The sequence below is a fragment of the Massilia sp. CFBP9012 genome (genome assembly GCF_034045115.1).
In the GTDB taxonomy this organism is placed as follows: Bacteria; Pseudomonadota; Gammaproteobacteria; order Burkholderiales; family Burkholderiaceae_D; genus Telluria.
Genome location: NZ_JAXCWM010000011.1, coordinates 199019 through 222872, shown reverse-complemented (window position 1 = coordinate 222872; position 23854 = coordinate 199019). Strand labels below are relative to the sequence as shown.

The following is a 23854-nucleotide window of genomic DNA, read 5'->3' as shown; positions in this document are numbered from 1 at the left end:
GAGGCGCTCGGGCCGGTCGTCCTTGACGCGGTCGAGAAAGCGATGACGCCAGCGAAACGTCGTGTTGGGGTGCACGCTGAGACGCTTGGCCGCCGAGCGGACTGTGCGGGAATCGAGCACCGTGTCCAGATAATCGAGCCACTTGCCCTTGTGCCTGAGCCGCGCGAGCGGCGTGCCGGTCAGGTCGTTGAAGGTGCGGCCGCACGCGCAGCAGCGGAAGCGTTGCAAGTCGTTGGCCTGGCCGTGCCGGTGGCAACGCTCGCAGCCGCAATCCGGGCAGCAGCGTACCTTTGACCGTAGCTCGCCGATGAGGGCAACCACCCGGTCGAGCCCGGCGGCGGGATGCAGGGCGGCGAGTACCTGCTGACGCTGCGGCTGGTTCAGTAGCGGTAGTTGGGCGACCAGCTTCGCGAACTTCGGCGCTTTCATGACGCGCTCCCGATCGATAGTGACTGGGATTGGACCGCGGATCAGCTCAGCAGTTCAATGCTCATCCATATCTAACGATGACAGCGCCTCTTGTTTCCGCCATTCCCGTCGGCATACGCCGATCCCGCCTTTTCTCGAATACCCTGATTTAAAGAAATAGCCGCCAGAAATTATTATCCAGCGCCATTTCTTGCATTCGCTTCTTCATTTCAACTTCCCTTTTCACGCATTATATCCCTGATCGCTGTTGAGTGATCTCAAACCCGCCATTCAATCTCGGACAGATAATAAGCTTATACACACAAGACCAATCCGCAAAGCCAACCCCACTCAGCGCAGTAGTTATTCAAACGCCTGGTCGTGCAGTAAACCATTATTTTGATTGCAGCAGCACGTCGTTCTCTTTCAGCGAGAAGCCGATTGCCATGTCAATTCAACGCTACAGCCTGTCTCACCAGCTCTGCGCAAGAATCGTGTCCATGCACCGCACTGCGAAGGCCGCCCTGGCCATCGGGGTCGACCTGGTTGCGCTTCCCGTGTGTTTTTTAATCGCAATGATATTGCGCGGTGGCGATTTACAGCTTGCAAAACAATTTGGGCCCGGCTCTTATTTACTGGTGGCGGTGCTGACGATAATGGCTTTCTGGCTATCCGATTTATACCGGGCCGTCATCCGCTTTATCGACCATCGCCTGCTCACCCTTACCGGTCTCGCATTGGGCATTGCGGTATTATGTGCCTATCTCACTTTGGTATTCCTCAATGAGGCGCGATTTCCGCGCAGCGCGCTGGCGATATATTGGTTCATCGCTTTTTCTTATGTCGTCGTATCGCGGATCGGCGTGCGCAAGCTGCTGCGCAGCAAGCGCGGTCCCTGCGCCGGCAAGGCGCTGGCGGTCGCCATCTACGGCGCCGGCGAGGCCGGCGCCCGGCTGGCCCAGACCATGCGCGACGGCGACGAATACCGCCCGCTGTGCTTCTTCGACGACAAGCACGCGCTGAACGAGCGCACCGTGGCTGGCCTGCGCGTGTTCCACACCTCGCGCCTGGTCGAACTCGGCGCCGCGCTCGGCATCCGCACCATCGTCATCGCCCTGCCCACCGCCGCACCGGAACGCCTGCGCGAGCTGATGCAGCGCCTGGGCCAGGCCGGCGTACCCACCAAAATCCTCACCCGGCTGGTCGACCTGGCCGACGACAAGGCCAACGACAAGTCGGTCCTGCGCGACGCCATCCGCGAAATCAAGTTCGAAGACCTGCTCGGCCGGCCGCCGGTGCCGCCGCGGCTCGACCTGTTCGCACGCTGCGTGCGCGGCCAGGGGGTGCTGGTGACGGGCGCCGGCGGTTCCATCGGCAGCGAGCTCTGTCGCCAGATCGTCACCCTGAGCCCGGCGCGCCTGCACCTGGTCGACCATTCCGAATACGCCCTGTACACGATCCGGCAAGAGCTGGCGGCGCGCTTTCCCGACCTGCCCATCCACGCCCACCTGGGCTCGGTCTGCAACGCCGACCTGGTCGAGCGGGTGCTGGCCGCGGGCGGCATCGACACCATCTATCACGCCGCCGCCTACAAGCACGTGCCGCTGGTCGAGACCAATATCGTCGAAGGCCTGCGCAACAATGTGCTGGGGGCCCAGATCATCGCCGCCGCCGCGGCCCACCACGGCGTCCAGACCTGCGTGCTGATCTCGAGCGACAAGGCGGTGCGGCCGACCAATATCATGGGCGCCAGCAAGCGCATCGCCGAACTGATCTTCCAGGCCGCCGCCGCCCGCGCCGCCGGTGGCGGCGCACCGGGCGATGGCGCCGGCAATGGGGCCGGCAACCGCGAAGGCAACCGCGCAGGCACCACATTCTGCATGGTCCGCTTCGGCAATGTGCTGGGTTCCTCGGGGTCGGTGATTCCCCTGTTCCAGCGCCAGATCACGCGCGGTGGGCCGGTGACGATCACCCATCCCGAGGTGTCGCGCTACTTCATGCTCATCCCCGAGGCGGCCCAGCTGGTGATCCAGGCCGGCGCCATGGCCAAGGGCGGCGACGTGTTCGTGCTCGACATGGGCGAGCCGGTGCGCATCCTAGACCTGGCGCGCACCATGATCGCCATGTACGGTCTCACCGAGCGCACGCCCCAGCAACCGCGCGGCGACGTCGAGATCGAGTTCATCGGCCTGTTCCCGGGCGAAAAACTGCACGAAGAACTGCTCACCGACGGCACCGTCTTCCCGAGCGAGCACCCGCGCATCATGCGCATGAAAGAAAGCGCGCTGCGGCCCAGCGTGCTCGAGACCTGCATCACCTGCCTCATGATGGCCTGCGAGACCCACGAGCGCGGCCCCATCGAGTCGATGGTCAAGGCCATCGTGTCCGAATACCTGCCCTCGACGCCGGTGCCCTTGCCGCAGGCGCCGGTCGAGGAGCCCGTGCCCGTCGGCCTGATTCGCAAGTTCGTACCGTTCCGGATCTAGGGGCGGCCAGCGCCGCCGCTTCACACCGTCGCCATCACGCTGTCACCGTTACATCGTTGCTGTCATACCTGCTGTCATACCCGTCGTCATACCGATATTGTCGAGGAACCCATGCGAGACGAGAACCAATCAGTTCAACTGGAGCAGCTGCTGGCCCGGCTGCGCGACCGCCATGCCGTGATCTGCATCATCGGCCTCGGCTACGTCGGCCTGCCGCTGGCGCTGCGCTACGCCGCCGAAGGCTTTCGTGTACTCGGGATCGACGTCGACGCCGACAAGGTCGCGCGGCTCAACCACGGCGGCAGCTACATCGCCCACATCGATGCCACGGCGATCGAGGCGGCGCGCGCCGCCGGCTTCATGGCCAGCACCGACTTCGCGCGTACCAGCGAGGCCGACGCCCTGATCATCTGCGTTCCCACCCCGCTCACCGCCTACCGCGAACCCGACCTGTCGTTCGTGATCGGCACCGTCGAATCGCTGCTGCCGCACATGCGGCCCGGCCAGCTGCTGTCGCTCGAAAGCACCACCTACCCCGGCACCACCGAGGAAGAGCTGCGTCCGCGCCTGGAGTCGCGCGGCCTGCGCGTCGGCCAGGACGTGTTCCTCGTGTTCTCGCCCGAGCGCGAAGACCCGGGCAATCCCGATTTCCATACCCGCACCATCCCCAAGGTATGCGGCGGCTCCACCAATGCCTGCCTGGAAGCCGGCCTGGCCCTGTACCGCGCCGCCATCGACACGGTGGTGCCGGTCAGCTCGACACGCGCGGCCGAACTGACCAAGCTGCTCGAGAACATCCACCGCGCCGTCAATATCGGCCTGGTCAACGAGATGAAGATCATCGCCGACCGCATGGGCATCGACATCCACGAGGTGATCCGCGCCGCCGCCACCAAGCCGTTCGGCTTCACCCCGTATTACCCCGGCCCCGGCCTGGGCGGGCACTGCATCCCGATCGACCCCTTCTATCTCACCTGGAAGGCGCGCCAGTACGGCCTGCACACCCGCTTCATCGAGCTGGCCGGCGAGATCAACAGCGACATGCCGGGTTGGGTGGTCGGCAAGGTGGCCGACGCCCTCAACGAGCGCGGCCGCGCGGTAATGGGCAGCCGCATCCTGGTGCTGGGCATCTCCTACAAGAAGGACGTCGAAGACATGCGCGAGTCGCCCTCGGTGGCGCTGATGGAGCTGCTGCGCGCGCGCGGCGCGGCGGTCGACTATTCCGACCCGCACGTCCCGGTCTTCCCGCGCATGCGCGAACACCATTTCGAGCTGTCGAGCGTGCCCCTGACACCTTCCTCGCTCGCGTCCTACGACGTGGTGCTGCTGGCCACCAGCCACAGCGCCTTCGACTACGACCTGGTGCGCCAGTACGCCAACCTGATCGTCGACACCCGCGGCGTGTACCCGAACCGCTTGCCGAACGTGGTGCAGGCCTGAGCGGCCGGCCCGCCGATCCGACCCGTCCACGCCCGATTCATCGATATCCACAGCCACGCCCGGAGCCCGCATGCGCCACTACCCTCCTCCCATCCTCGACCGCAAGATCCGCTTCGCCCTGGTCGGCTGCGGCCGCATCGCGCGCAATCACATGAACGCCATGCGCGAGCACGCCGACCGCTGCGAACTGGCCGGCGTCTGCGACATCGATCCGCGCGCGCGCGAAGAAGCCGCCGGCATCGGGGGCGCCCGCCCGTATGCCAGCCTCGATCGCATGCTGGCCGAGCTCGACGCCGACGCCTTCGTGCTCGCCACCCCGTCCGGCCTGCATCCGGGCCAGGCGATCCGCATCGCCGCAGCCGGCCGCCACGTGATCACCGAAAAGCCGATGGCCACGCGCTGGGAAGACGGCAAGCGCATGGTTGCCGCCGCCGACGAGGCCGGGGTACGGCTGTTCGTGGTCAAGCAGAACCGCCGCAACGCCACCCTGCAACTGCTCAAGCGCGCCGTCGAGAAAAAGCGCTTCGGCCGTATCTACATGGTCAACCTCAATGTGTTCTGGACCCGCCCCGACGCGTACTACCGCAGCGCCGGCTGGCGCGGCACCTGGGAATTCGACGGCGGCGCCTTCATGAACCAGGCCAGCCACTATGTCGACCTGCTCGAATGGATCGTCGGCCCGATCGAAAGCCTGCAAGCCTATACCGCCACCCTGGCGCGCGACATCGAGGTCGAGGATACCGGCGTGATGAGCCTGCGCTGGCGCAATGGCGCGCTGGGCTCGATGAACGTCACCATGCTGGCCTGGCCGCGCAACCTCGAAGGCTCGATCACCATCCTCGGCGAGCATGGCAGCGCGCGCATTGGCGGCGTCGCCGTCAACGAAGTCCAGCAATGGGAATTCGCGCAGCCCGATCCCGACGACGCGCTGGTGCTTGATGCCAGCTACCAGACCACCTCGGTCTATGGCTTCGGCCATCCGCTCTATTACGACAACGTGATCCGCGTGCTGCGCGGCGAGGCCGAGCCCGAGACCGACGGCCGCGAAGGCCTCAAATCGCTCGAGGTGCTGGTCGCCGCCTACCGCTCGGCGCGCGACGGCCGCCGCGTCGCCCTGCCGCTGGAGTACTGACCATGGCAATCATCATCCATTCCAGCGCCATCGTCGACCGCGGCGCCCAGCTCGGCGACGACACCCACGTCTGGCACTTCGCCCACGTCTGCGCCGGCGCGCGCATCGGCGCCGCCTGCTCGCTGGGCCAGAACGTCTTCGTCGGCAACGACGTGTGCATCGGCAACGGGGTCAAGATCCAGAACAACGTCTCGATCTACGACGCCGTGACCCTCGAAGACGACGTCTTCTGCGGTCCCAGCATGGTGTTCACCAACGTCTACAACCCGCGCGCCGCGGTGCCGCGCAAGCACGAGTACCGGCGCACCCTGGTGCGGCGCGGGGCCACCATCGGCGCCAATGCCACCGTGGTGTGCGGCGTGACGATCGGCCAGTACGCCTTCGTCGCCGCCGGCGCCGTGGTCAACCGCGACGTCGCGCCGCATGCGCTGGTGGCGGGCGTGCCGGCGCGCCAGATCGGCTGGATCAGCCGCACCGGCGACCGCCTGCCCCTGCCCCTGACCGGCAATGGCGAAGCGCGCTGCCCGCATACCGGCGAGTCCTACGTCCTGCAAGACAGCGTCTGCCGCGCTGCCGACAGCGCAAGCGACCTGATTGGCAACGACCCGAACCCCAGCTCGAGCCAGAGCGCCGCACGAGGATAATCCATGGACTTCATCGACCTCAAGTCGCAATATCTCGCCTCGCGCGAGCTGATCAACAGCCGCATCCAGGCCGTCCTCGACCACGGGCAGTACATCCTCGGCCCCGAGGTGGCCGAGCTCGAGGCGCGCCTGGCGGCCCGTACCGGCGCGCGCCACTGCATCACCGTGTCGTCCGGGACCGAGGCGCTCATCATCGCCATGATGGCGCTCGGCATCAAGGCCGGCGACGAGGTGATCACCACCCCGTTCTCCTTCATCGCCGCGGCCGAAGCCGTGATGCTGGTGGGCGCCACCCCGGTGTTCGCCGACGTCGAAGCCGCCACCGGCAATATCGACGCGCGCCTGGTCGCCGAGCGCATCACGCCGCGCACGCGCGCCATCCTTCCGGTCTCGCTGTACGGCCAGCCGGCCGACATGGACGCCATCAACGCGATCGCCGAGCCCTACGGCATCGCCGTCATCGAGGACGCCGCCCAGAGCTTTGGCGCCACCTACCGCGGCCGCCAGAGCTGCCACCTGTCCACGATCGGCTGCACCAGCTTCTTCCCCAGCAAGCCGCTGGGCTGCTATGGCGACGGCGGCGCCCTGTTCACCGACGACGACGCCCTGGCCCAGGCCATGCGCGAGATCCGCGTCCACGGCCAGTCGCACCGCTACGTGCACACCCGGCTGGGCGTGGGCGGACGCATGGACACCCTGCAGTGCGCCGTGGTGCTGGCCAAGCTCGAGCGCTTCGAATGGGAAGTCGAACAGCGCCAGCGCGCCGCGGCCGAGTACGACGCGCTGCTGCGCCACCAGATTCCCGTCCTCGCCGTGCGCAACGACCGCAGCAGCGTCCATGCCCAGTACACGGTGCTGGTCGACGACCGCGAGCGGGTGCGCGGGAAGCTCGGCGCCGCCGGCATCCCGACCGCCGTCCACTACCCGGTGCCGATCCACCGCCAGGCCGCCTATGCCCACCTGGCGCCGGACGCCTATCCGGTGGCCGAAGGACTGGCCCGCCGTGTCCTCAGCTTGCCGATGGGGCCGTTCCTCGACAATGCCGGCGTGCAGCGGGTGGCCAGGGCCTTGCTCGACGCCTGTCGCAAGACGCGCGGCGCGATGCCCGCCGTGACGCCGGACGAGGTGGCGCCAGACGAGGTGGCGCCTGCTTCGGTCACCCCGGTCGCCTCCACCGCCACCACTCCCGCCACCACTTCATGAGGCATTTGCCGCCATTCTGGCGCCACGTCTCCACCGTCCTCGGTGGCGCCCTCGGCGCGCAGGCCCTGCCGCTGCTGGCGGCGCCGCTGCTGACGCGCATGTGCACGCCGCAAGAACTGGGCGCCTACAGCGTCTGGCTCGGCGTGATCGCGCTGTCGGCGATTGGCGCCACCCTGCGCATGGAGGCGGCGATGATCCTCGACCACGAAGAACAGCACCAGCGCACCTGCTTCCGGGTCGTGTTCTACAGCGCCACCATCGCCGCATTGCTGCTGACCCTGATTGCCACCATGGCGCGGCTGGCCGGCTTCGAACCGGCCCTGCACCTGCCCTGGGCGGCCCTGCTCACGATCGGCGCCGGCGCCTGGCTGATCGCCTGCATGCAGACCACGCTCGCCTATGCCACCTCGCACAATGCCTTCGGCAAGGCGGCGCGCGCCAAGGTGGTGGCGGCCGCCGTCATCGTCGTCACCCAGCTCACGCTGCTGTACGCCGGACTTGGCGGGTCCGGCCTGATCGCCGGCCACCTGTGCGGCCTGCTGGCCGGCTACCTGTATGCGCGGCGCCTGCTGCGTCCACCGCGCGCGCCCGTCGCCTGGCTGCCCGACCCCGAGCAACGCGCCTACCTGCGGCGTCACCAGGCCTTCTGGCGCTACTCGCTGCCGTCGAACCTGCTCAATGGCGCCGTCAGCCAGTTGCCGCTGTTCCTGATCGGGATGCGCCACGGCGTGCTGGCCGCCGGCCTGTACGCGCTGACCCAGCGCGTGCTGTCGGCGCCGGTGTCGCTGCTGGCGGCCTCGGTGCTCGAGGTCTTCAAGCGCGAATCGGTGCTCGAATTCCGCGAGCACGGCAATTGCAGCCGCACCTACCGCCACACCTTCAAGGCGCTGCTGGTGCTGGGCATCGGCCCGGCACTGTTGCTGATGGCCTTCGCTCCGGCCCTGTTCGCCTCCGTGTTCGGCGCCTCCTGGCGCGAGGCGGGAGAACTGGCCCAGCTGATGGCGCCGCTGTTCCTGCTCAACTTCGTCGCCAGTCCGCTGAGCTATGTGTTCTTCGTGGCCGGCCGCCAGAAGGCCGACCTGCTGTGGCAGGTCACGCTGTTCGCCACCACCCTCGGCGCCTTCCTGCTGCCGGGCAGCGTGCACGATAACGTGCTGTGGTACGTGATCGGCTATTCCTGCCTCTACCTGGTCTACCTGCACATGTCCTGGAACTGCTCGCGCAACGGGCTGGCCACCGCATGAATACCTCGTCCACGACGCATCCAGCTCCGCCTCCGGCCCTGCATGCAGGCGCCGCACCCGACATCTGGCAGCTGGCACTGCAGGGCGGGCCCACCCAGCCCCGCGGCGCGGCGCGCGCCCGGCGCGAGCAATGGCTGATGATCGCCTGCTTCTTCATGCTGTTCCCGGGCTTCTTCTTCTACCATACCCTGCTCGGCACCGGCACCACGGGCGCCTTCCTGGGCGGTTACTTCGGCCCGGTGGCACTGGCCTTTGCCGGCCCGATGTGCCTGGTTTACCTTGCCCGCATGCGGCGCGACACTCGGCGCCTGACCCTGGTCGACATCCACTACGGCGTCTTCTTCGCGTATTTCGTGGGCGTGGCGGTGGTCAATGGGGCGGCTGGCGCCAACCGCGCCATCGTGGTCTACCACATGCTCGCCATCCTGTTCATGGTGCTGGTCTACATCCAGTTCTGCTTCATCGACTTCGCCAGCCGGCGCTTCCGCGCCGTCGGCCTGCTCAGCCTGGCCGGGATGTCGACCATCGTGTTCTCGTATTCGGTCGACGGCGTGTTCTACCTCGGCGCGCTCGGCATCGCCAAGGACACCAATGCGCTCGCCACCTACCAGGGTTTCTCGCGCTCCTACCTGTTTACTTACCTCGCGGTGGCCACGTTCACGCGCAGGCTGCCGCTGCGCCTGGCCTTGCATGCTGTGGGCGCGGCCACGCTGTTCGTCAACACCGCGCGCAGCGAGTTCGTGGCCCTGCTGTTCGCGATTCCCGTGATCGAATTCTATTATTCGCGCCATAAACTGTACTTCGTGCTGGCCGGCGTGTGCATCGCCGCCACCGTCGGCCTCTACCTCGACCAGATCCTGGCGTCCCTGCCCTCGAACCGCATCCTCGAACTGTTCGACCTGTCGCACTCGACCTCGGCCAACAAGCGCCAGCAGCTGACCGTGCATGCGCTGCAATCGATCGCCGCCCACCCCATCCTGGGCGACTATGGCAGCTACAAGCCCGGCCATTACTCGCACAACGTGCTGTCGGCCTGGGTCGACCTCGGCCTGTTCGGCATGCTCTACGTGGCCGCGCTTTCCATCGTGCCGATCACGCCGATGTTCTTCCACGAGTACTTCGCCGCACGCCGGCGCCCGCTGTTCCTGCTGGCCTTCGCCTTCGCCTGCGTCACCGTCCTGTTGCTGCTGACGTCCCATTACTTTACTGACATGCTGCTCAGCGCCACCCTCGGCGCCTGCAGCCGCTATGCCTACGAGAGGAAACATGCCGCGCATCGTCCACCTGACCTCGGCGCATCCGCGCTACGACACCAGGATCTTCATCAAGCAATGCCGCACGCTGGCCAACCACGGTCATGAGGTGATCCTGGTGGTGGCCGACGGCCTCGGCGACGAACTGCGCGACGGCGTCCGGATCGTCGACGCCGGAAAACACGCAGGCGGCCCGTCGGGGCGCCGTCCAAACGCTCTCGTGGCGCGTTTGGACCGCATGCTGTGGACCACGCGCCGGGTCGCCGCGCGCGCGCTGGCCTTCGATGCCGACGCCTACCAGTTGCACGACCCGGAGCTATTGCCGGCCGGCCTGCGCCTGCGGCGCGCAGGCATGCGCGTCGTGTTCGATGCCCACGAAGACGTGCCGACCCAGCTGCTCGACAAACCCTATCTGGCGCCTGGCATCGCGCGCCTGGCGGCAGGCCTGTACGCCCGCTATGAACGCTACGCCTGCGCCCGCCTCGACGGCCTGCTGGCCGCCACGCCCCATATCCGCGAGCGGCTCGCGCGCTGCAATGGGCAGACGATCGACGTCGCCAACTATCCGCTGCCAGAGGAATTCGCTCCCGAACGCAGCTGGGACGCGCGCACCGAAATCTGCTACGTCGGCAGCATCTCGGCGATCCGCGGCATCCGCGAAATGGTGCGGGCCTGCGCCCTGCTGCGCACCCCGGCCCGGCTGGCCCTGGCCGGCAGCTTCGCCGACCCGGCGCTCGCGCGCGATATGGCGCTGCTGCCGGGCTGGACCCGCATCCGCGCGCTCGGCCACCTCGACCGCGCCGGCGTGGGCCGGGTCATGGAAAACGCCTTCGCCGGCCTGGTCACCCTGCTGCCGACCGCGAGCTACCGCGATGCGCTGCCGGTCAAGATGTTCGAATACATGGCGGCCGGCATTCCCGTGATCGCGTCGGATTTCCCGCGCTGGCGCGCCATCGTCGAGGCCAGCGATTGCGGCCTGTGCGTCGACCCGCGCGATCCGGTTGCCATCGCCGCCGCCATCGACCACCTGGCGCAGGATCCGCAACGGGCCCGGCGGATGGGCGCCAATGGCCGGCGTGCTGTCGAGCAGACCTATAACTGGAAAAACGAGGCGCAGAAACTGGTGCGATTCTATGCCGACCTGACCCGGCATCCATTGGCCCACCGCCTGGCGCTGACCTAGCAAACAGAAAAAAAATCATGCCGCGCCAGCGCCCATCGTTTAAGCGGTTTCAAGGAAACGCACGGCGATCCACCTTATCGTGTAAAGCAGACTTAGAGGTGAGAATATGTTCTTGCAACACTACAACACATTTATTCAAGCCATTAATTTGCCGGTTGCGAAACTCTGTTTTCACGAGCATATCGATCCGGAAGATATCCGCACGACCTACCGCGCCTTCACCCGGCCGCATCCGCGCTTTCGCCTCATTCGCGCCAAGACCGTCGGCGCGGCACTGATCGACCTGTCGCGCTTCGCCGACCGCCATGCCTACGAGGAGCAGATCAAGGCGAAGAACCACGGCGGCTATCACGCCAAACGGGCGCGCAGGCGCGGCTACCGTTTCGTCGACATCGACCGCAACGATTACATCGACGACATCCACGCCATCAATACCTCGCTCGATACGCGGCAAGGCCGCCCGATGGACCGCAAATATACGGAGAAACGCGAGGCATTCGACACGCTGCCGCATTTCCGCCATCACGGCATTCTCGATCCACAAGGAAAACTGGTCGCATACGCGAGCCTCGCCATCTATGGGAATTTCGCCGCCTTTTCGCAAATGCTGGGCTTTCGCAATAACGACGGCATCATGCACCTGCTGCTGGTGGAAACCATCAGCCGCCTGATCGACGAACAGGAGGTGCACTACGTCATGTACGACACCTTCTTCGGCGCCCAGCCCGGCCTCAAGACCTTCAAGACCATCCTGGGTTTTCAGCCCTATCGAGCACAGTATTCACTGCAATGAAGACTTTCCTCAACCGGGTGTATGCCGACTACCTGATGCCCAGCCGCCTCGGTGAGTACGCCTCGCTGCTGCAGGCGGCGAACGACGCCGGCTACGCACAGGTATCGGTGCGCAGCTTCTTCCGCAACCTGAACCGCCAGGACACGCCGCGCAAGACGCTGGTGCACCGCCATGACATCGACAGCGACCTGCGCACGGCAAAGAAGATGTTCGCGCTCGAGGCCCGGCACGGCGTCCGGGCCAGCTATTACTTTCGCCTCTGCACCCTCGACTACGGCTTCATGCGCGAGATCGAAGCGGCCGGCAGCGAAGCCAGCTACCACTACGAAGAGGTCGCCGATTTCGCCAAGCGCCACCGCATCCGCAAGGGCGACGAGCTGCGCCTGCGCTTTCCCGAGATCCGCGAACTGTTCGCACGCAATATCGGTCAGATCGCGTCGCGCCTGGGCGCGCCGCTGGCCACCGTGGCCAGCCATGGCGACTTCGCCAACCGCCGCCTGAACGTGATCAACCACGAGCTGCTGCGCGACCGCGCGCTGCGCACCCGTTGCGGCATCGAATGCGAATCCTACGACGCCGAATTGCTGCGCGGACTCGACCTGTATATCAGCGACCGCAAGCATCCCGTCTACTACACGCCGATGTCGCCCTTCGGCGCCCTCGGCCACTACGAACGCATCTGCATGCTCACCCACCCGGTGCAATGGGAAACCAACTGGATCGAGAACACCCGCTGCAACTGGCGGCGCCTGGTCGAGGAAATGGCGTGGCGCATATGACGCATCGGATATGACGCATCTGATATGAACATCCTTCTCATCAACCACTACGCCGGCTCGGTTCACCACGGCATGGAGTACCGCCCCTATTACCTGGCGCGCGAATGGGTACGCGCCGGGCACCGGGTGCACATCGTCGCCGCCTCGCAGTCGCACCTGCGCCGCCAGGGGCCCACCATGGCCGGCCGCGACCGCCTTGCCGAAGACATCGACGGCATCCACTACACCTGGCTGCGCACCCCCGCCTATGCCGGCAATGGCGCCGGCCGCGTGCGCAATATGCTGGCCTTCGTGGCGCGCCTGTGGCGTGAAGCTCCGCGCCTGGCGCAGACCTTCGCGCCGCAAGCCGTGATCGCCTCCAGCACCTATCCGCTCGACATCTGGCCGGCCCACCGGATCGCCCGCCTGGCGGGAGCGCGCCTGCTGCACGAGGTGCATGACCTGTGGCCGCTGTCGCCGATGGAACTGGGCGGCCATTCGCGCCACCATCCTTTCATCATGCTGCTGCAGGCGGCCGAGAACCACGCCTGCCGCCACGCCGACGCCATCGTCTCGATCCTGCCCCGGGTACGCGAACACCTGGAGGCGCGCGGCATGGCGCCGCACAAGCTGCACCTGATCCCGAACGGCGTGGATCCGGACGAATGGCCGGCCGCCGGCATGCCGTCGCCTGCGGATGCCCCATGCCGGGAGGCGTTGCCACCAGCCGTCGCTGCGCTTCTTGGCCGCCTGCATGCCGAGGGACGGGCGATCGTCGGCTATGCCGGCAGCCACGGCCTGGCCAATGCGCTCGACACCCTGCTCGACTCCGCCCACCTGCTGCGCCAGCGGCCGTTCGCCTTCGTACTGGTCGGCGCCGGCCCCGAAAAGGACCGGCTACGGCGCCAGGCGCGTTCGCTCGGGCTCGACCATGTCCACTTCGTCGACCCGGTCCCGAAACGCGCCATCCCGGCCCTGCTGGCGCGCTTCGACATCGCCTTCCTCGGGTGGCGGCGCCAGCCGCTGTACCGCTTCGGCATCGCGCCCAACAAGCTGCTCGATTACATGATGGCGGCTTGTCCGGTCCTGCATGCGGTCGAGGCCGGCAACGATCCGGTGGCGGAAACCGGCTGCGGCGTCAGCGTGGCGCCCGACGATCCGTCCGCCCTGGCCGAGGGGCTGGCGCGCCTGATGGCGCTCGATCCACGCACGCGCCGGGCGCTGGGCGTGCGCGGCCGCCGCCACGTGCTCGACCACCTGAGCTATCCAGTCCTGGCCCGACGCTTCCTTGCCGTACTCGCACAGGAGACCCACCATGCCTGACCAGATGCTGCCCGCAGACACCTTTTTACCCTTCGCCCTGCCGGACATCGGCGAAGAAGAGATCCGCGCGGTCGAAGCCTGCCTGCGCTCCGGCTGGGTCACCACCGGCCCCGTCACGCGGCGCTTCGAAACCGCCTTTCGCGACTACCTCGGCGGCGAAGTCGAGGCGATCGCCGTCAACTCCGCCACCGCCGGCCTGCACCTCGCGCTGGAAGCGGCCGGCATCGGGCCGGACGACGAAGTCATCGTGCCGACCCTGACCTTCACCGCCAGCGCCGAAGTCGTGCGCTACCTCGGCGCCCGCCCGGTGTTCGTCGATGCCGACCCGCACACCCTCAACCTGGACCCGGCCGCGGTGGCCGCCGCGATCACGCCGCGCACGCGCGCGATCATCCCCGTGCACTTCGCCGGGATGGCGGCCGACATGGACGCCATCGGCGGTCTCGCGCGCCGCCACGGCCTGCGCGTGATCGAGGACGCCGCCCATGCCTTCCCCACGCGCCACCATGGCCGGTTGGTGGGCACGCTCGACAGCGACGTGACGGTATTCAGCTTCTATGCCAACAAGACCATGACCACCGGCGAGGGCGGCATGGTCGTCACCCGCGACCCCCGGCTGGCCGAGCGGATCCGCTGCATGCGCCTGCATGGCATCAGCCGCGACGCCTTCGACCGCTACACCGCGCGCACGCCCTCCTGGTACTACGAGGTGGTTGCCGCCGGCTTCAAGTACAACCTGACCGATATCGCGTCCGCGATCGGCATCGAGCAGCTGCGCAAGATCGACCGCTTCCAGGGGCGCCGCAGTGAACTGGCCGCACGCTACGATGCGGCCTTGGCCAGCCTGCCCCTGACCCTGCCGGCGCGCCCGGCGCCGGGTTCCGGCTCGACCCACGCCTGGCACCTGTACGTGGTGCGCCTGGAGCATGCGGCGCCTGATGGCGTGGACGGCGCGCACAACGCAGGCACGGCGCACGGTGGACGCGACGCGCTGATCGCGCGGCTGGCCGAACGCGGCATCGGCACCAGCGTGCACTTCATCCCGCTGCACCGCCAGCCCTACTGGCGCGACAGCTGCAGCCTGCGCGCCGCCGACTTCCCGGTCGCCGAGGCCGCCTTCGGGGCGATGTTGACCTTGCCGCTATACACCCGCATGGGCGACGCCGACCAGGAGCGGGTGATCGCGGCGCTGCACGACCTGCTGTCATGAGCAAGCGCCTGTTCGACGTGGCGGCGTCGCTGGCGGGATTGCTGCTGCTGTCGCCCTTGCTGATCGCGATCGCCTTGTGGATCAAATGGGATTCGCCGGGCCCCGTGCTGTACCGCCAGCAGCGCGTCGGGCGCGGTGCGACCTTGTTTACGATCTATAAATTCCGAACCATGCATCAGAGGCGCGACGGCGGTCCGGAACTCACGGTCGGCGCCGACCCGCGCATCACCCACGCCGGCGCCATGCTGCGGCGCTACAAGCTGGACGAGCTGCCGCAGCTGTTCAACGTTGTCAATGGAAGCATGAGCCTGGTGGGACCGCGGCCCGAGGTGCCGCGCTACGTGGCCCACTATCCCGAGCCGCTGCGCCGCATCGTGCTGTCGGTCGCGCCCGGCATCACCGATTGGGCCTCGATCCTCTACAAGGACGAGAACGCGGTGCTGGCGCGCGCGGGCGACCCGGAACGCGCCTATATCGACACCGTGCTGCCGGCCAAGCTGCACTACTACGTGCGCTACGTGCGCGAACGGACCTTCTGGATCGACGTGAAGATCATCCTGCGCACCCTGGCCGCGATCGTTCGCTAAGTAGTCACGTGGAAGACCGGACGATGCTGCGCGTGCTGCACCTGGGCGACCTCGACGTCGCGCTGCCGCTGGGAGCGGCGCTGGCAGCGTGGTTGCTGGCCGCCGGGGCCTGGCGCACGGCGCTGCGCTGGGGCGCATGTTTCGGCGCGGCAGTGGTGCTGGTCGGCGGCAGCAAGATTGCGCACCTGGGCTGGGGCACCGATTTCTCCATGCTCGAGTTCAAGGCGATCAGCGGCCACGCGACGCTGGTCGGCGCGCTCTATCCGTTCGCGGCCTGGATGCTGCTGTTGCGCCAGGGCCAGGGCCAGATCGCGGCGCGGGTGGGCCTGGCGCTCGGCCTGCTGCTGGGCCTGATCGTCGCGGCGCTGCTGGTCGTGACGGGCGAGCACACGGCCGCCGAAGCCTTCAGCGGCTGGCTGCTGGGTGCCGCCGCCAGCCTGCTCGGCGCCGCCTGGTCGGACGACCTGGAGCGGGCCCGGCTGCTGCCGGCGATCTGGTGGTCGCTGCCGGTACTCGCGGTCGGCGCCTGGCTGATGGAATTCGCGCACGTCGGCTACTGGATGATCCTGGTGGCCCTCGCGCTGTCGGGCAACAGCCATCCCTATCCCTGGGATGCCTGCTAACACTGCAGAAAGGAGCTTCACCATGCCGTCCCTCTCGCTTCCCACGATCCGCTGTCGGGCCCAGTCCAACCTGCACGACCATCCGCTGCAATCGCTGGCGCTCTCGCTGCTGCGCGGCGTCGCCGCGCTCGAGGTCGCCGCCGGCCACCTGCGCTCCGAAATCTATCCCGGCCTGCGCTCGCTGGAAGACCCGACGCTGGCTTACCAGGTATTCGCCTTCGTAACCGGTTTCGCCCACCAGGCGGTGGTGGTGTTCTTCCTGATCAGCGGCTGGCTCGTAGGCGGCAGCCTGCTGAACCGCCTGCACCAGCCGCGCGCCCTGGCCAACTATGCGATCGACCGCGTCACCCGGCTATGGACCGTCCTGCTGCCGACCCTGGTGCTGATCCTCGTGGTCGGCCTAGTCATCGGCGTGGCCCAGCCCGGGGCGATCGATGTATCGCCATCAAATAACTACTCGGCCGCGAGCTTCGTCGGCAACCTGCTCGGCCTGCAGACTTTCCTCGTCCCGAATTTTGGTGGCAACTACGCCTTGTGGAGCCTGACCTACGAGACCTGGTATTACGTGCAGTTCCCGCTGCTGGCCCTGGTGCTGTTCGGCCATGGCCGCTTCAAGCGCCTCGCCTGTGCGGCCGCCTTCGTGGTGCTGGTGATCGTGCTGCCGAAGATGATCTCGATGTACTTCATGCTGTGGCTGCTCGGGGCGGCGTTCTCGCGCATCGAGCTGCATTGCGGGAACGGCCTGCGCCTGGTGCTGGGCCTGCTGACGATGGGCCTGTTCAGCTATTACCGCCTGACCGGCAGCAATAACGAACTGGTGCCGGAATCCTTCGTGCAAGACATGATTTGCAGCGTTCCCCTGCTGCTGTTGCTGTCCTCGCTGCACCAGCCGGTCGATCCTTCCGCGCCGCGCTTCCTGCGCATCAACCGCATCGCCACCTTCTTCTCCGAGTTCTCGTTCACCCTGTACGTCACCCACCTGCCGCTGATCTTCCTGGCGATCCACATCGGCGGCAAGACATTCGGACGCGAACAGCTCGATCCCTTCTTGACGCCCGACTACCTCTGGTACGGCGCCCTGCTTCTGGGCCTGATCGGCATCGCCTATGTGTTCTACCTGGCATTCGAGCGCAATACCTTCCGCATCCGCCGGGCTGTGAAGGATTGGCTGCTCGCGCCACGCAGCAACCGTCCCACCGTGTCGGTCCTGTCGCCGGATTGAGTGGGTCGATGCCGGTCGGTGAGTGTGCTTGCCGGTGCGCTCGCTGGCCAGCGCAGTCGGAAATCAGACTACGCGATGGCCGGCACACCGTTTGATGGAATGAATGCTGTGTCTATGCTGCAGTGCGCCAGGTGCAGCGCGCCAGGTCCTGCGGCGCAGCCGTAGGCAGACACAACACAAGAAGCGGCGCCGGCAGACCATCGCGGCCAGGACGCCCGCCGCCCTCCTCTCAGGCGGCGTACCCCAGTTGCGCCGTCCCGTACTGCGAGCGGTGTTCGCCAAGCCGCAGCGCCATATCGTTGAACAGCACCCCGCGCGGCGAAATGCCGGCGTGGTTGAGGCGCTTGATCGACTCGTTGATGTGGTTCTCGGTCGTCACGCCCGAGCGGGCCACGATGAACACGGCGCCGGCATGGGCGCCGATGATGAGCGCATCTGCCACCGCCAGCAATGGCGGCGGGTCGAGCAGCACCAGGTCGTAGCGCCCACTGACCAGCTCGAGCAGATTACCAAGGTTCAGTTGCAGCAGAAACTCCGAACGGTTGTTCGGCAGCTCTCCGGTCGGAATGAAATCCAGGTTGTCCAGCACGCTCCGGTGGATGACCTCGTCGACCGGCATGGCGCCCGCGATGGCGCGCGACAGGCCGCGCGAGCGATCGACGCCGAAATAGCGGTGCAGGTGCCCGTTGCGCAGGTCGGCGTCGATCAGCAGCACCCGCATGCCGCTGGCCGCCATCACCGCCGCGAAATTGGCGGTCACGAAGGATTTTCCGAGCCCACGCGTGGGTCCGGCGATCATGACCACATTGTTCTTGAAGTGCGGCATGGAGAAGCGCAAGGCGGCGCGGAAGCTGCGCAAGCTCTCGACGGCAGGGTCCTCGGGCAGGATCTGGGCCAGCAGCGGCAATCCACCATCCGGCTTGACCTTGCGCATGAGCTTGTCCTCGTTGCCGCTGTGCGGAATGGAGGCATACACCACCCGCGCCCGCAACAGCCGCTCGATCTTGGCCGGATCGTCGATCCCGCCGCGCATGGTCTTGCGGGTGAACGCGAGCAGTGTGCCAAGGAATAGCCCGGTGACCACCGCCAGCGCCACGATCAACGGCCGGTTCGGCTTGATCGGCCGCTCGGGCTCGATCGGCGCATCGACCAGGCGCACATTGCTGACCCGGCCGACCGAAATCAGGCGCAGCTGCTGGGCCGTGTTCGACAGGGCCGTATAGAGATCGGTATTGACCTTGATGTCGCGCGTCAGGCGCGCCTCGTCCTGCTCCATCACCGGCAAGGTGCGGATGCGTGCCGCGATCGCCTCGATCTCGGCATCGACCTCGCGCCGCTGGCGATTGATGGCGGCGACCACCGGATGATCTTCGGTGAATCGGGCCAGCAATTCGGTCTTTTTCTGCATCAGCTCCATGCGGCGCGCCCGCGCGGCCGCCGCCTGCGCCAGGCTCATGCGCGCCTCTTCGCGCAGGTCGACCGTGCCATGGGCATTGCGGAACTGGTTATAGCGGTCTTCGGACTGCTCCAGCTGGCGCTTCAGGATCGGCAGTTGCTGGTTCAGGAAAGCCAGCGACTTTTCGGCTTCCTCGGTCTTGCGCGCCAGGTTCTGGCGCATGTATTCACGGCCGATCTCGCTCAGCAGGCTGTTGATGCGGTCGGCGTCCTGGCCCTGCATCTTGACCTCGATCACACCCGACTGCTTGCCCTGCTCCGTGATGACCATGGAACGCTGGATGCCCTGGATCGTGCCCAGGCGCGACTTGCGCTTGATCTTGAAGCGTGCGCCGGGATTGGAGACCAGGCGATCGACCTTGATCTCGACCAGCCCGTCCGGCGTCTGCACCCGGTAACGCTGGCCGACGCTGGCATCGAAGGCGATGCGCTGGCCGCCTCCGGAAAAGCGATAGCGGTTGTTGGCGCGCGCGGTGATCACGAATTCACGGTTGAGCCAGCTGTCGGGGACCTCGAACACCGATACCGCCGCGCGCTCACCACCCCATACGAAGCCGCCATAGCCGAACAGCCCAGGCTTCGACAGCGCGCCGCCGTTCTGGTTGGCGAACCACGAACCCAGCACCGGGAAGTACTTCGGCTGCACCTCGACGTACAGCTGCAGGTTGTCGACCGCGCGCGAGACCACCATGCGCGAGCGCAGCAGCTCCATCTCGGCGATCGCCGCCTTCTTGGTCTCGAACAGCGACGAGGCCTCGCTCAGGATGTTCTTCGAGGCGTTCGGACTTTCTTCCTCGACGTGGATCATCAGGTTCGCTTCGTAGACCGGATTGGCCACCAGCGCATACAGGACGGCGACGATCGTGATAATGGCCGTGATGCTGCCGATCAGCCAGCGGCTGTCGTACAGGGTATTGAGATAGCCCTTCAGGTCGACCGTGGATTCTTCTGGCAAGGGTTCGGGCGGACGTGGGTCGAACGGTACCGACAGCACCGGCGGGCTGTGCGAGACTTGTTTGAGCGAATGCGCCTCGTGCGGGCTGGTCATGGCGAGACTCCTAGGGACAGCTCAGGCAGTGTGCTGCTCAGGGACGATTCGTGACGCCAACGGCATTGGTCAACGCGCCCGGGAACAGCAGGCTCAGGTGGCGGTTCCAGTTCGCCAGCGGCGAGGCCGCGACGTACACCACGTCCTTGGGCCGCAGCTCGAAGGTCTCGGCCATCGCCAGCGCGCCCGAGTCGCGCGCGTCGAGCCGGAACACACGGGTGCGGTCCGGCGCCTTGCGCACCACGTACACCTGGCGCGCGTCACCGCTCAGGGGACTGATGCCGCCCGTCTCGCCCAGCGCCTCGTTGAGCGTGAGCCGGCCGTTGTGCATGGTGAGCGCCTTCGGCGAGATCACCTCGCCCGAGACGAACACCTTGCTCTCGTCGCGCGAATGCACGCGCACGACGTCGCCATGCGCCAGCAGGATGGTGCCGGGATTGACGCCCTTCTGCACCAGCTCGCGCAGATTGACCTGGTAGCGCTCGTCGCCACGCTCGATCACGATGCGGCTCTGGTCGGCGCCCGGCTGCATGCCGCCGGCGCGGTTCAGGGCCTCGACCAGCGTCATCGGGATGTCGTCGATCGCCTGCAGACCAGGCGTGCGCACCTCGCCATCGACATACACGCGGCGGCTGCGGTAGGCCTGCACGCGCAAGGTGACGTTCGGATTGGCGATATAGCGCGCGAGCTTGCCGGTGAGCAGGGCACGCGCTTCTTCCTCGGTCTTGCCGTCAAGGCTGAGCAGGCCGATCAGGGGAAACTGGATGCGGCCCTGGTGGTCGACCGCGAAGCCGGGCGGCGCGGCGTTCGGCTGGACGACGCCGCTGTCGGCGGCCGAGGTGGCCATGGTCATGCCACCGGCGGCCAGCTCCGGATGGTCCCAGACCACGATCGACAGGATGTCGCCGCGCCCGATGGTGTACGGCGGCGGCGGAGACACGAACAGGGGTGTGAGGTCTTGCCGGGCCACGCTGGCCTGCGCCGCGCGCTCTGTCTCGATCAGGGTATCGGTAATCAGCTCGGTGGTGGGCGCCGACGCGGCGCCGGGACCGCCCGAGCGCCCCGCCTCACGGAAGCCGATGCCGGTCGCGCAGGCCGTCAGGGCGAGACACAGGGCAAACATCAGGCCGACGGTGAACGCGGACACTGGCTCGCGACCCGACCGTGGTGCGCACCTTGAAGCCCACGGCAAAACGCTGATTGCAACTGAACGAAGCCAAGCCATGATTGTTGCCTATCAAAAATACTCGCAGTAGGTGAACGATTCAGTTCAGAGTACGGCGTCCATCAGGCTTGGCTTTGCAGCGCATCAAATGGGGACCGGCGGCGTCGGTTAGGTCGGGTGCGAGGGGCAACGGCGTGGCGGGCTTCGCACAGGGTAGCTCAACGCATTTCTTCGATCAGCTTGAGTCCATCGGCGAAGCGCCAGATGCGGCGGATCTCGATGATGTCAAATTGTGCAGCGACATTCGGCGGAAACGCGGAATAGCGGGCATTCAGGCGCACGAAGCGGCGCACCGCGTCGTCCATGTCGGCCCGCCCGCTCGAGCGGATGATGGTGACGTCGTCGATGCTGCCATCGCTGCGCAGCGACACGCTGACCAGCGGATCGATGCGCACGTCCTGCAGCGACAGGCGCGAACCTCCCAGCACCGCGTTGCGCTCCAGCTTCTGGCGCACGCTGTCGACATAGAGGCGCAGCGGCGCATCGCGCTCGCCGCCGTCGGCCAGCACCCGACGCCCGCCCATGGCCCGCTCGGCCGGCGTGGCGGGCGCATTCACGCTGGGGATGGTCACGCCGCGCAGCAGCTCACGGGCGCGGTTGCCGGGCAAGCCGGCCAGCGATCCGACGCCGGGCTGGCTTGCGCCACCGCTGCCGGCGCCCTGGCCCGGGCCAACGGGCATGGACTCCATCGCCGCCGCACCCGCGCCGGGGCCAGGCGCCTGTGCCGGCATCCGCTGCGCGGCGGCCTGGCGCGCGGCTTCTTCCGCCTGCTGGCGCGCCAGGCGTTCAGCCTCGGCGCGCGCCTGCTGTTCCACCTGCTGTTGCGCCTGTCGTCTCGCCTGCTCGTCCGCCTGTTGTTGCGCCAGTTGTTGTCGCGCGAGTTCCTCGATGCGCTGGCGCTCGGCCGCCTCCTGCGCGAGGCGCTGCGCTTCGAGGCGTTGCCGTTCGGCGCGTTCTTGCTCCCGCTTCCGTTCCTGCATCTGCGCCTGGCGCAGCGCCTGCTCGGCGGCCTGCTCGCGCGCGGCCAGTTCCTGCGCTTGCAGGCGCTCGGCGTCGCGTAGTTGCGCGATCTGCGCCTCGTCCTCCGCCGCCAGGCGTTCCTGCTCGCGCCGCTGCTGTTCCATCCGCGCCTGTTCGTCGCGCTCCTGCGCCAGTCGCTCGGCGGCGTCACGCTCCGCCTGCGCCAGTCGTTCCAGCTCCTGTTCCACCGCCAATACGCGCTGGCGTTCTTTTTCGGCCTCCTGGGCGACGAGGTCCGGTCCGGTGTCCACAACCTCGGCCGGTTCCGCCGGCGCTTCGTCCACGACCGCGTCGGCCAGCGCCGGCGCCTCCTGCAACGATTCAGGTACGACGTCCGGTAAGGGCACGGGGACCGTGAATTCCGATTCCGGATCCGGCGCGGCGACGATGACCGGAGGCGGCACCTCGCGCAGCCTGCGCTTCGGCGCGGGCGGCTTGGGACGCTTCGGGCGCCGGGCCTGGGCCGGTGGCCGCCCCTCGGCCTGGACGATCGGCGGCGGCGGCGGATCGACGAGGCGCAGGCCGCGCGCCGGCGCGGGGGCCGGCTGCGGTGCAGGCGTCGTGGGCGGCGCCGGCGTGTCCGGCAAGGGGGGAATCGGGGCGGTCGCCGGCGGCGCCTCCGGAGAAGGCGCCAGTGTGACGTTGATCGGTCCGCCGCCACCGAGATCGAGGCCGGGCACACCGAACTGCAGCGACAGCAACAACCCGTGCAACAAGACCGAGATGGCAATGCCCACGCCCAGGCGGCGATTGCTGCGTGCCTGGTCGTATCCGCGCCTGCCAGCAGTCGCTTTGCTCATGTGATCGCTTGCGCAGTATTGTCAAGCTGGCATCTTAGCGTTTACTCAGCAGTAAGGCGAGACGCGCACGATTCAAATCCGTCCGAGGGCGCAAAGTTCGTGCCCGACGCATCGCCCTGGCGGCGGCTTTCACTTGCTCGAGGTGCCCGGCATGGCGCCGACCACAACCCTTAACCTGGCCTGGGCGTCGGCCCAGGCCGTGCCGGCCAGTTGCTCGGTACAGGTCGGGCAGGCCTGCATCGGGTTGCAGTCGTGCGTCAGTTCGATATAGTGCAGGCCGACCACGGTCTTGCCCTGGTAGCTGTCGACCCGGCCCGGCTTCGCAGACGGCGCCGCTGCGTCGGGCGCACCGTCGATCCACTTGGCGAACGGTTCAGTGGCGACGCCATCCGGCACATACCAGCGTTTTCGGGTCGGGTTCCAGCGGGCGCCGAGCGCCTTGGCGGCGTCCTTCTCGGCGTAAGGGACGGTGAGGAAAACCATGGACGTAGATGCTCCGGTATCGATATCAATGCAGCCCGCTATTCTACAGGGGCCGGCCCCGGTTCATTCCTCGTTCTTGCGCCTGGCCCACGCCGCGTCGCTCTCGCGCTGCTCGCGGCGGTCCTTGCGCCAGGTGTATACCAGGTTGACGAGCGCTCCCAGCAGGCCGGCGAGGATGCCGACCAGGATGCCGAGGTCGGACAGCGTCAGCGACGTCGCCAGGTCGGCGCCGGCAAGGCGCAGGTATATGTCAATGATCATTGTGTCTCCCCTGCTTCGCCCTGAGTCGGCGCAAGAACAGCCGTACCGTCTCC

At 67.1% G+C, this 23854-nt stretch carries 21 protein-coding genes; 15 read left to right on the top strand and 6 right to left on the bottom strand.

Annotated features, from left to right (window positions below; genetic code table 11):
- The coding region (locus SOM61_RS19290; RefSeq protein WP_414675032.1) for a transposase at positions 1-429 on the bottom strand (429 nt) is incomplete at its 3' end.
- 425 nt (positions 430-854) lie between these two features.
- Here SOM61_RS19290 and SOM61_RS19285 point away from each other — a divergent pair.
- The 15 genes from SOM61_RS19285 to SOM61_RS19215 all read left to right on the top strand — a co-directional run bounded on the left by SOM61_RS19285 (position 855) and on the right by SOM61_RS19215 (position 17509).
- Entirely contained in the window at positions 855-2894 is a 2040-nt protein-coding gene (locus tag SOM61_RS19285; RefSeq protein ID WP_320475571.1) for a polysaccharide biosynthesis protein, read from the top strand.
- A gap of 111 nt (positions 2895-3005) precedes the next feature.
- Positions 3006-4334, top strand: coding sequence for a nucleotide sugar dehydrogenase (locus SOM61_RS19280; protein WP_320475570.1), 1329 nt, complete (start codon positions 3006-3008; stop codon positions 4332-4334).
- Between the two features lie 70 nt (positions 4335-4404).
- Positions 4405-5466: a Gfo/Idh/MocA family protein gene (locus SOM61_RS19275; RefSeq protein ID WP_320475569.1), complete on the top strand. Its 1062-nt coding sequence runs from the start codon at positions 4405-4407 to the stop codon at positions 5464-5466.
- Positions 5467-5468: 2 nt separating this feature from the next.
- Positions 5469-6110, top strand: a complete 642-nt coding sequence (locus SOM61_RS19270; RefSeq protein WP_320475568.1) for an acyltransferase — start codon at positions 5469-5471, stop codon at positions 6108-6110.
- 3 nt (positions 6111-6113) lie between these two features.
- Positions 6114-7313: a DegT/DnrJ/EryC1/StrS family aminotransferase gene (locus SOM61_RS19265; protein ID WP_320475567.1), complete on the top strand. Its 1200-nt coding sequence runs from the start codon at positions 6114-6116 to the stop codon at positions 7311-7313.
- Positions 7310-8557 (top strand): lipopolysaccharide biosynthesis protein, encoded by a 1248-nt coding sequence (locus SOM61_RS19260; protein WP_320475566.1) that lies wholly within the window; start codon positions 7310-7312, stop codon positions 8555-8557. Before SOM61_RS19265 ends, SOM61_RS19260 begins: the two co-directional genes overlap by 4 nt.
- Entirely contained in the window at positions 8554-9918 is a 1365-nt protein-coding gene (locus SOM61_RS19255; protein ID WP_320475565.1) for a hypothetical protein, read from the top strand. Before SOM61_RS19260 ends, SOM61_RS19255 begins: the two co-directional genes overlap by 4 nt.
- Positions 9824-10993 carry a glycosyltransferase family 4 protein gene (locus SOM61_RS19250; protein ID WP_320475564.1) on the top strand — a complete coding sequence of 390 codons (1170 nt, stop codon included), beginning with the start codon at positions 9824-9826 and terminating at the stop codon, positions 10991-10993. The genes SOM61_RS19255 and SOM61_RS19250 overlap by 95 nt, the downstream gene beginning before the upstream one ends.
- A gap of 106 nt (positions 10994-11099) precedes the next feature.
- Entirely contained in the window at positions 11100-11786 is a 687-nt protein-coding gene (locus tag SOM61_RS19245; RefSeq protein ID WP_320475563.1) for a hypothetical protein, read from the top strand.
- Entirely contained in the window at positions 11783-12565 is a 783-nt protein-coding gene (locus SOM61_RS19240) for a polysaccharide deacetylase family protein (protein ID WP_320475562.1), read from the top strand. The genes SOM61_RS19245 and SOM61_RS19240 overlap by 4 nt, the downstream gene beginning before the upstream one ends.
- A 24-nt stretch (positions 12566-12589) precedes the next feature.
- Positions 12590-13867, top strand: coding sequence for a glycosyltransferase family 4 protein (locus tag SOM61_RS19235; RefSeq protein ID WP_320475561.1), 1278 nt, complete (start codon positions 12590-12592; stop codon positions 13865-13867).
- Positions 13860-15077 (top strand): DegT/DnrJ/EryC1/StrS family aminotransferase, encoded by a 1218-nt coding sequence (locus tag SOM61_RS19230; RefSeq protein ID WP_320475560.1) that lies wholly within the window; start codon positions 13860-13862, stop codon positions 15075-15077. Before SOM61_RS19235 ends, SOM61_RS19230 begins: the two co-directional genes overlap by 8 nt.
- On the top strand, positions 15074-15664 hold the full coding sequence (locus tag SOM61_RS19225; RefSeq protein WP_320475559.1) for a sugar transferase: 591 nt from the start codon (positions 15074-15076) through the stop codon (positions 15662-15664). The genes SOM61_RS19230 and SOM61_RS19225 overlap by 4 nt, the downstream gene beginning before the upstream one ends.
- 8 nt (positions 15665-15672) lie before the next feature.
- Complete coding sequence (locus SOM61_RS19220; protein WP_320475558.1) at positions 15673-16287, top strand: hypothetical protein; 615 nt, start codon at positions 15673-15675, stop codon at positions 16285-16287.
- Positions 16288-16309: 22 nt separating this feature from the next.
- Positions 16310-17509, top strand: a complete 1200-nt coding sequence (locus SOM61_RS19215; RefSeq protein WP_320475557.1) for an acyltransferase family protein — start codon at positions 16310-16312, stop codon at positions 17507-17509.
- A gap of 229 nt (positions 17510-17738) precedes the next feature.
- Here SOM61_RS19215 and SOM61_RS19210 read toward each other — a convergent pair whose 3' ends face one another.
- The 5 genes from SOM61_RS19210 to SOM61_RS19190 form a co-directional block, all read right to left on the bottom strand.
- Positions 17739-20012: a polysaccharide biosynthesis tyrosine autokinase gene (locus tag SOM61_RS19210; protein WP_320475556.1), complete on the bottom strand. Its 2274-nt coding sequence runs from the start codon at positions 20010-20012 to the stop codon at positions 17739-17741.
- 37 nt (positions 20013-20049) lie between these two features.
- Positions 20050-21159 carry a polysaccharide biosynthesis/export family protein gene (locus SOM61_RS19205; protein WP_320475555.1) on the bottom strand — a complete coding sequence of 370 codons (1110 nt, stop codon included), beginning with the start codon at positions 21157-21159 and terminating at the stop codon, positions 20050-20052.
- 236 nt (positions 21160-21395) lie between these two features.
- Positions 21396-23057, bottom strand: coding sequence for a cell envelope integrity protein TolA (gene tolA / locus SOM61_RS19200; RefSeq protein ID WP_320475554.1), 1662 nt, complete (start codon positions 23055-23057; stop codon positions 21396-21398).
- A 129-nt stretch (positions 23058-23186) separates the two neighbouring features.
- A complete protein-coding gene (locus SOM61_RS19195) occupies positions 23187-23540 on the bottom strand; it encodes a DUF5710 domain-containing protein (protein WP_320475553.1) in 354 nt (117 codons plus the stop codon).
- Positions 23541-23603: 63 nt separating this feature from the next.
- Positions 23604-23801: a phage holin family protein gene (locus tag SOM61_RS19190; protein WP_320475552.1), complete on the bottom strand. Its 198-nt coding sequence runs from the start codon at positions 23799-23801 to the stop codon at positions 23604-23606.
- Positions 23802-23854 lie beyond the last annotated feature (53 nt).

Excerpts from the sequence above, each read along its gene's own strand:
- SOM61_RS19285 (WP_320475571.1), top strand. The coding sequence starts at position 855 with ATGTCAATTCAACGCTACAGCCTGTCTCACCAGCTCTGCGCAAGAATC.
- SOM61_RS19280 (WP_320475570.1), top strand. The coding sequence starts at position 3,006 with ATGCGAGACGAGAACCAATCAGTTCAACTGGAGCAGCTGCTGGCCCGG.
- SOM61_RS19275 (WP_320475569.1), top strand. The coding sequence starts at position 4,405 with ATGCGCCACTACCCTCCTCCCATCCTCGACCGCAAGATCCGCTTCGCC.
- SOM61_RS19270 (WP_320475568.1), top strand. The coding sequence starts at position 5,469 with ATGGCAATCATCATCCATTCCAGCGCCATCGTCGACCGCGGCGCCCAG.
- SOM61_RS19265 (WP_320475567.1), top strand. The coding sequence starts at position 6,114 with ATGGACTTCATCGACCTCAAGTCGCAATATCTCGCCTCGCGCGAGCTG.
- SOM61_RS19260 (WP_320475566.1), top strand. The coding sequence starts at position 7,310 with ATGAGGCATTTGCCGCCATTCTGGCGCCACGTCTCCACCGTCCTCGGT.
- SOM61_RS19255 (WP_320475565.1), top strand. The coding sequence starts at position 8,554 with ATGAATACCTCGTCCACGACGCATCCAGCTCCGCCTCCGGCCCTGCAT.
- SOM61_RS19250 (WP_320475564.1), top strand. The coding sequence starts at position 9,824 with ATGCCGCGCATCGTCCACCTGACCTCGGCGCATCCGCGCTACGACACC.
- SOM61_RS19245 (WP_320475563.1), top strand. The coding sequence starts at position 11,100 with ATGTTCTTGCAACACTACAACACATTTATTCAAGCCATTAATTTGCCG.
- SOM61_RS19240 (WP_320475562.1), top strand. The coding sequence starts at position 11,783 with ATGAAGACTTTCCTCAACCGGGTGTATGCCGACTACCTGATGCCCAGC.
- SOM61_RS19235 (WP_320475561.1), top strand. The coding sequence starts at position 12,590 with ATGAACATCCTTCTCATCAACCACTACGCCGGCTCGGTTCACCACGGC.
- SOM61_RS19230 (WP_320475560.1), top strand. The coding sequence starts at position 13,860 with ATGCCTGACCAGATGCTGCCCGCAGACACCTTTTTACCCTTCGCCCTG.
- SOM61_RS19225 (WP_320475559.1), top strand. The coding sequence starts at position 15,074 with ATGAGCAAGCGCCTGTTCGACGTGGCGGCGTCGCTGGCGGGATTGCTG.
- SOM61_RS19215 (WP_320475557.1), top strand. The coding sequence starts at position 16,310 with ATGCCGTCCCTCTCGCTTCCCACGATCCGCTGTCGGGCCCAGTCCAAC.
- SOM61_RS19210 (WP_320475556.1), bottom strand. The coding sequence starts at position 20,012 with ATGACCAGCCCGCACGAGGCGCATTCGCTCAAACAAGTCTCGCACAGC.
- tolA (WP_320475554.1), bottom strand. The coding sequence starts at position 23,057 with ATGAGCAAAGCGACTGCTGGCAGGCGCGGATACGACCAGGCACGCAGC.
- SOM61_RS19195 (WP_320475553.1), bottom strand. The coding sequence starts at position 23,540 with ATGGTTTTCCTCACCGTCCCTTACGCCGAGAAGGACGCCGCCAAGGCG.
- SOM61_RS19190 (WP_320475552.1), bottom strand. The coding sequence starts at position 23,801 with ATGATCATTGACATATACCTGCGCCTTGCCGGCGCCGACCTGGCGACG.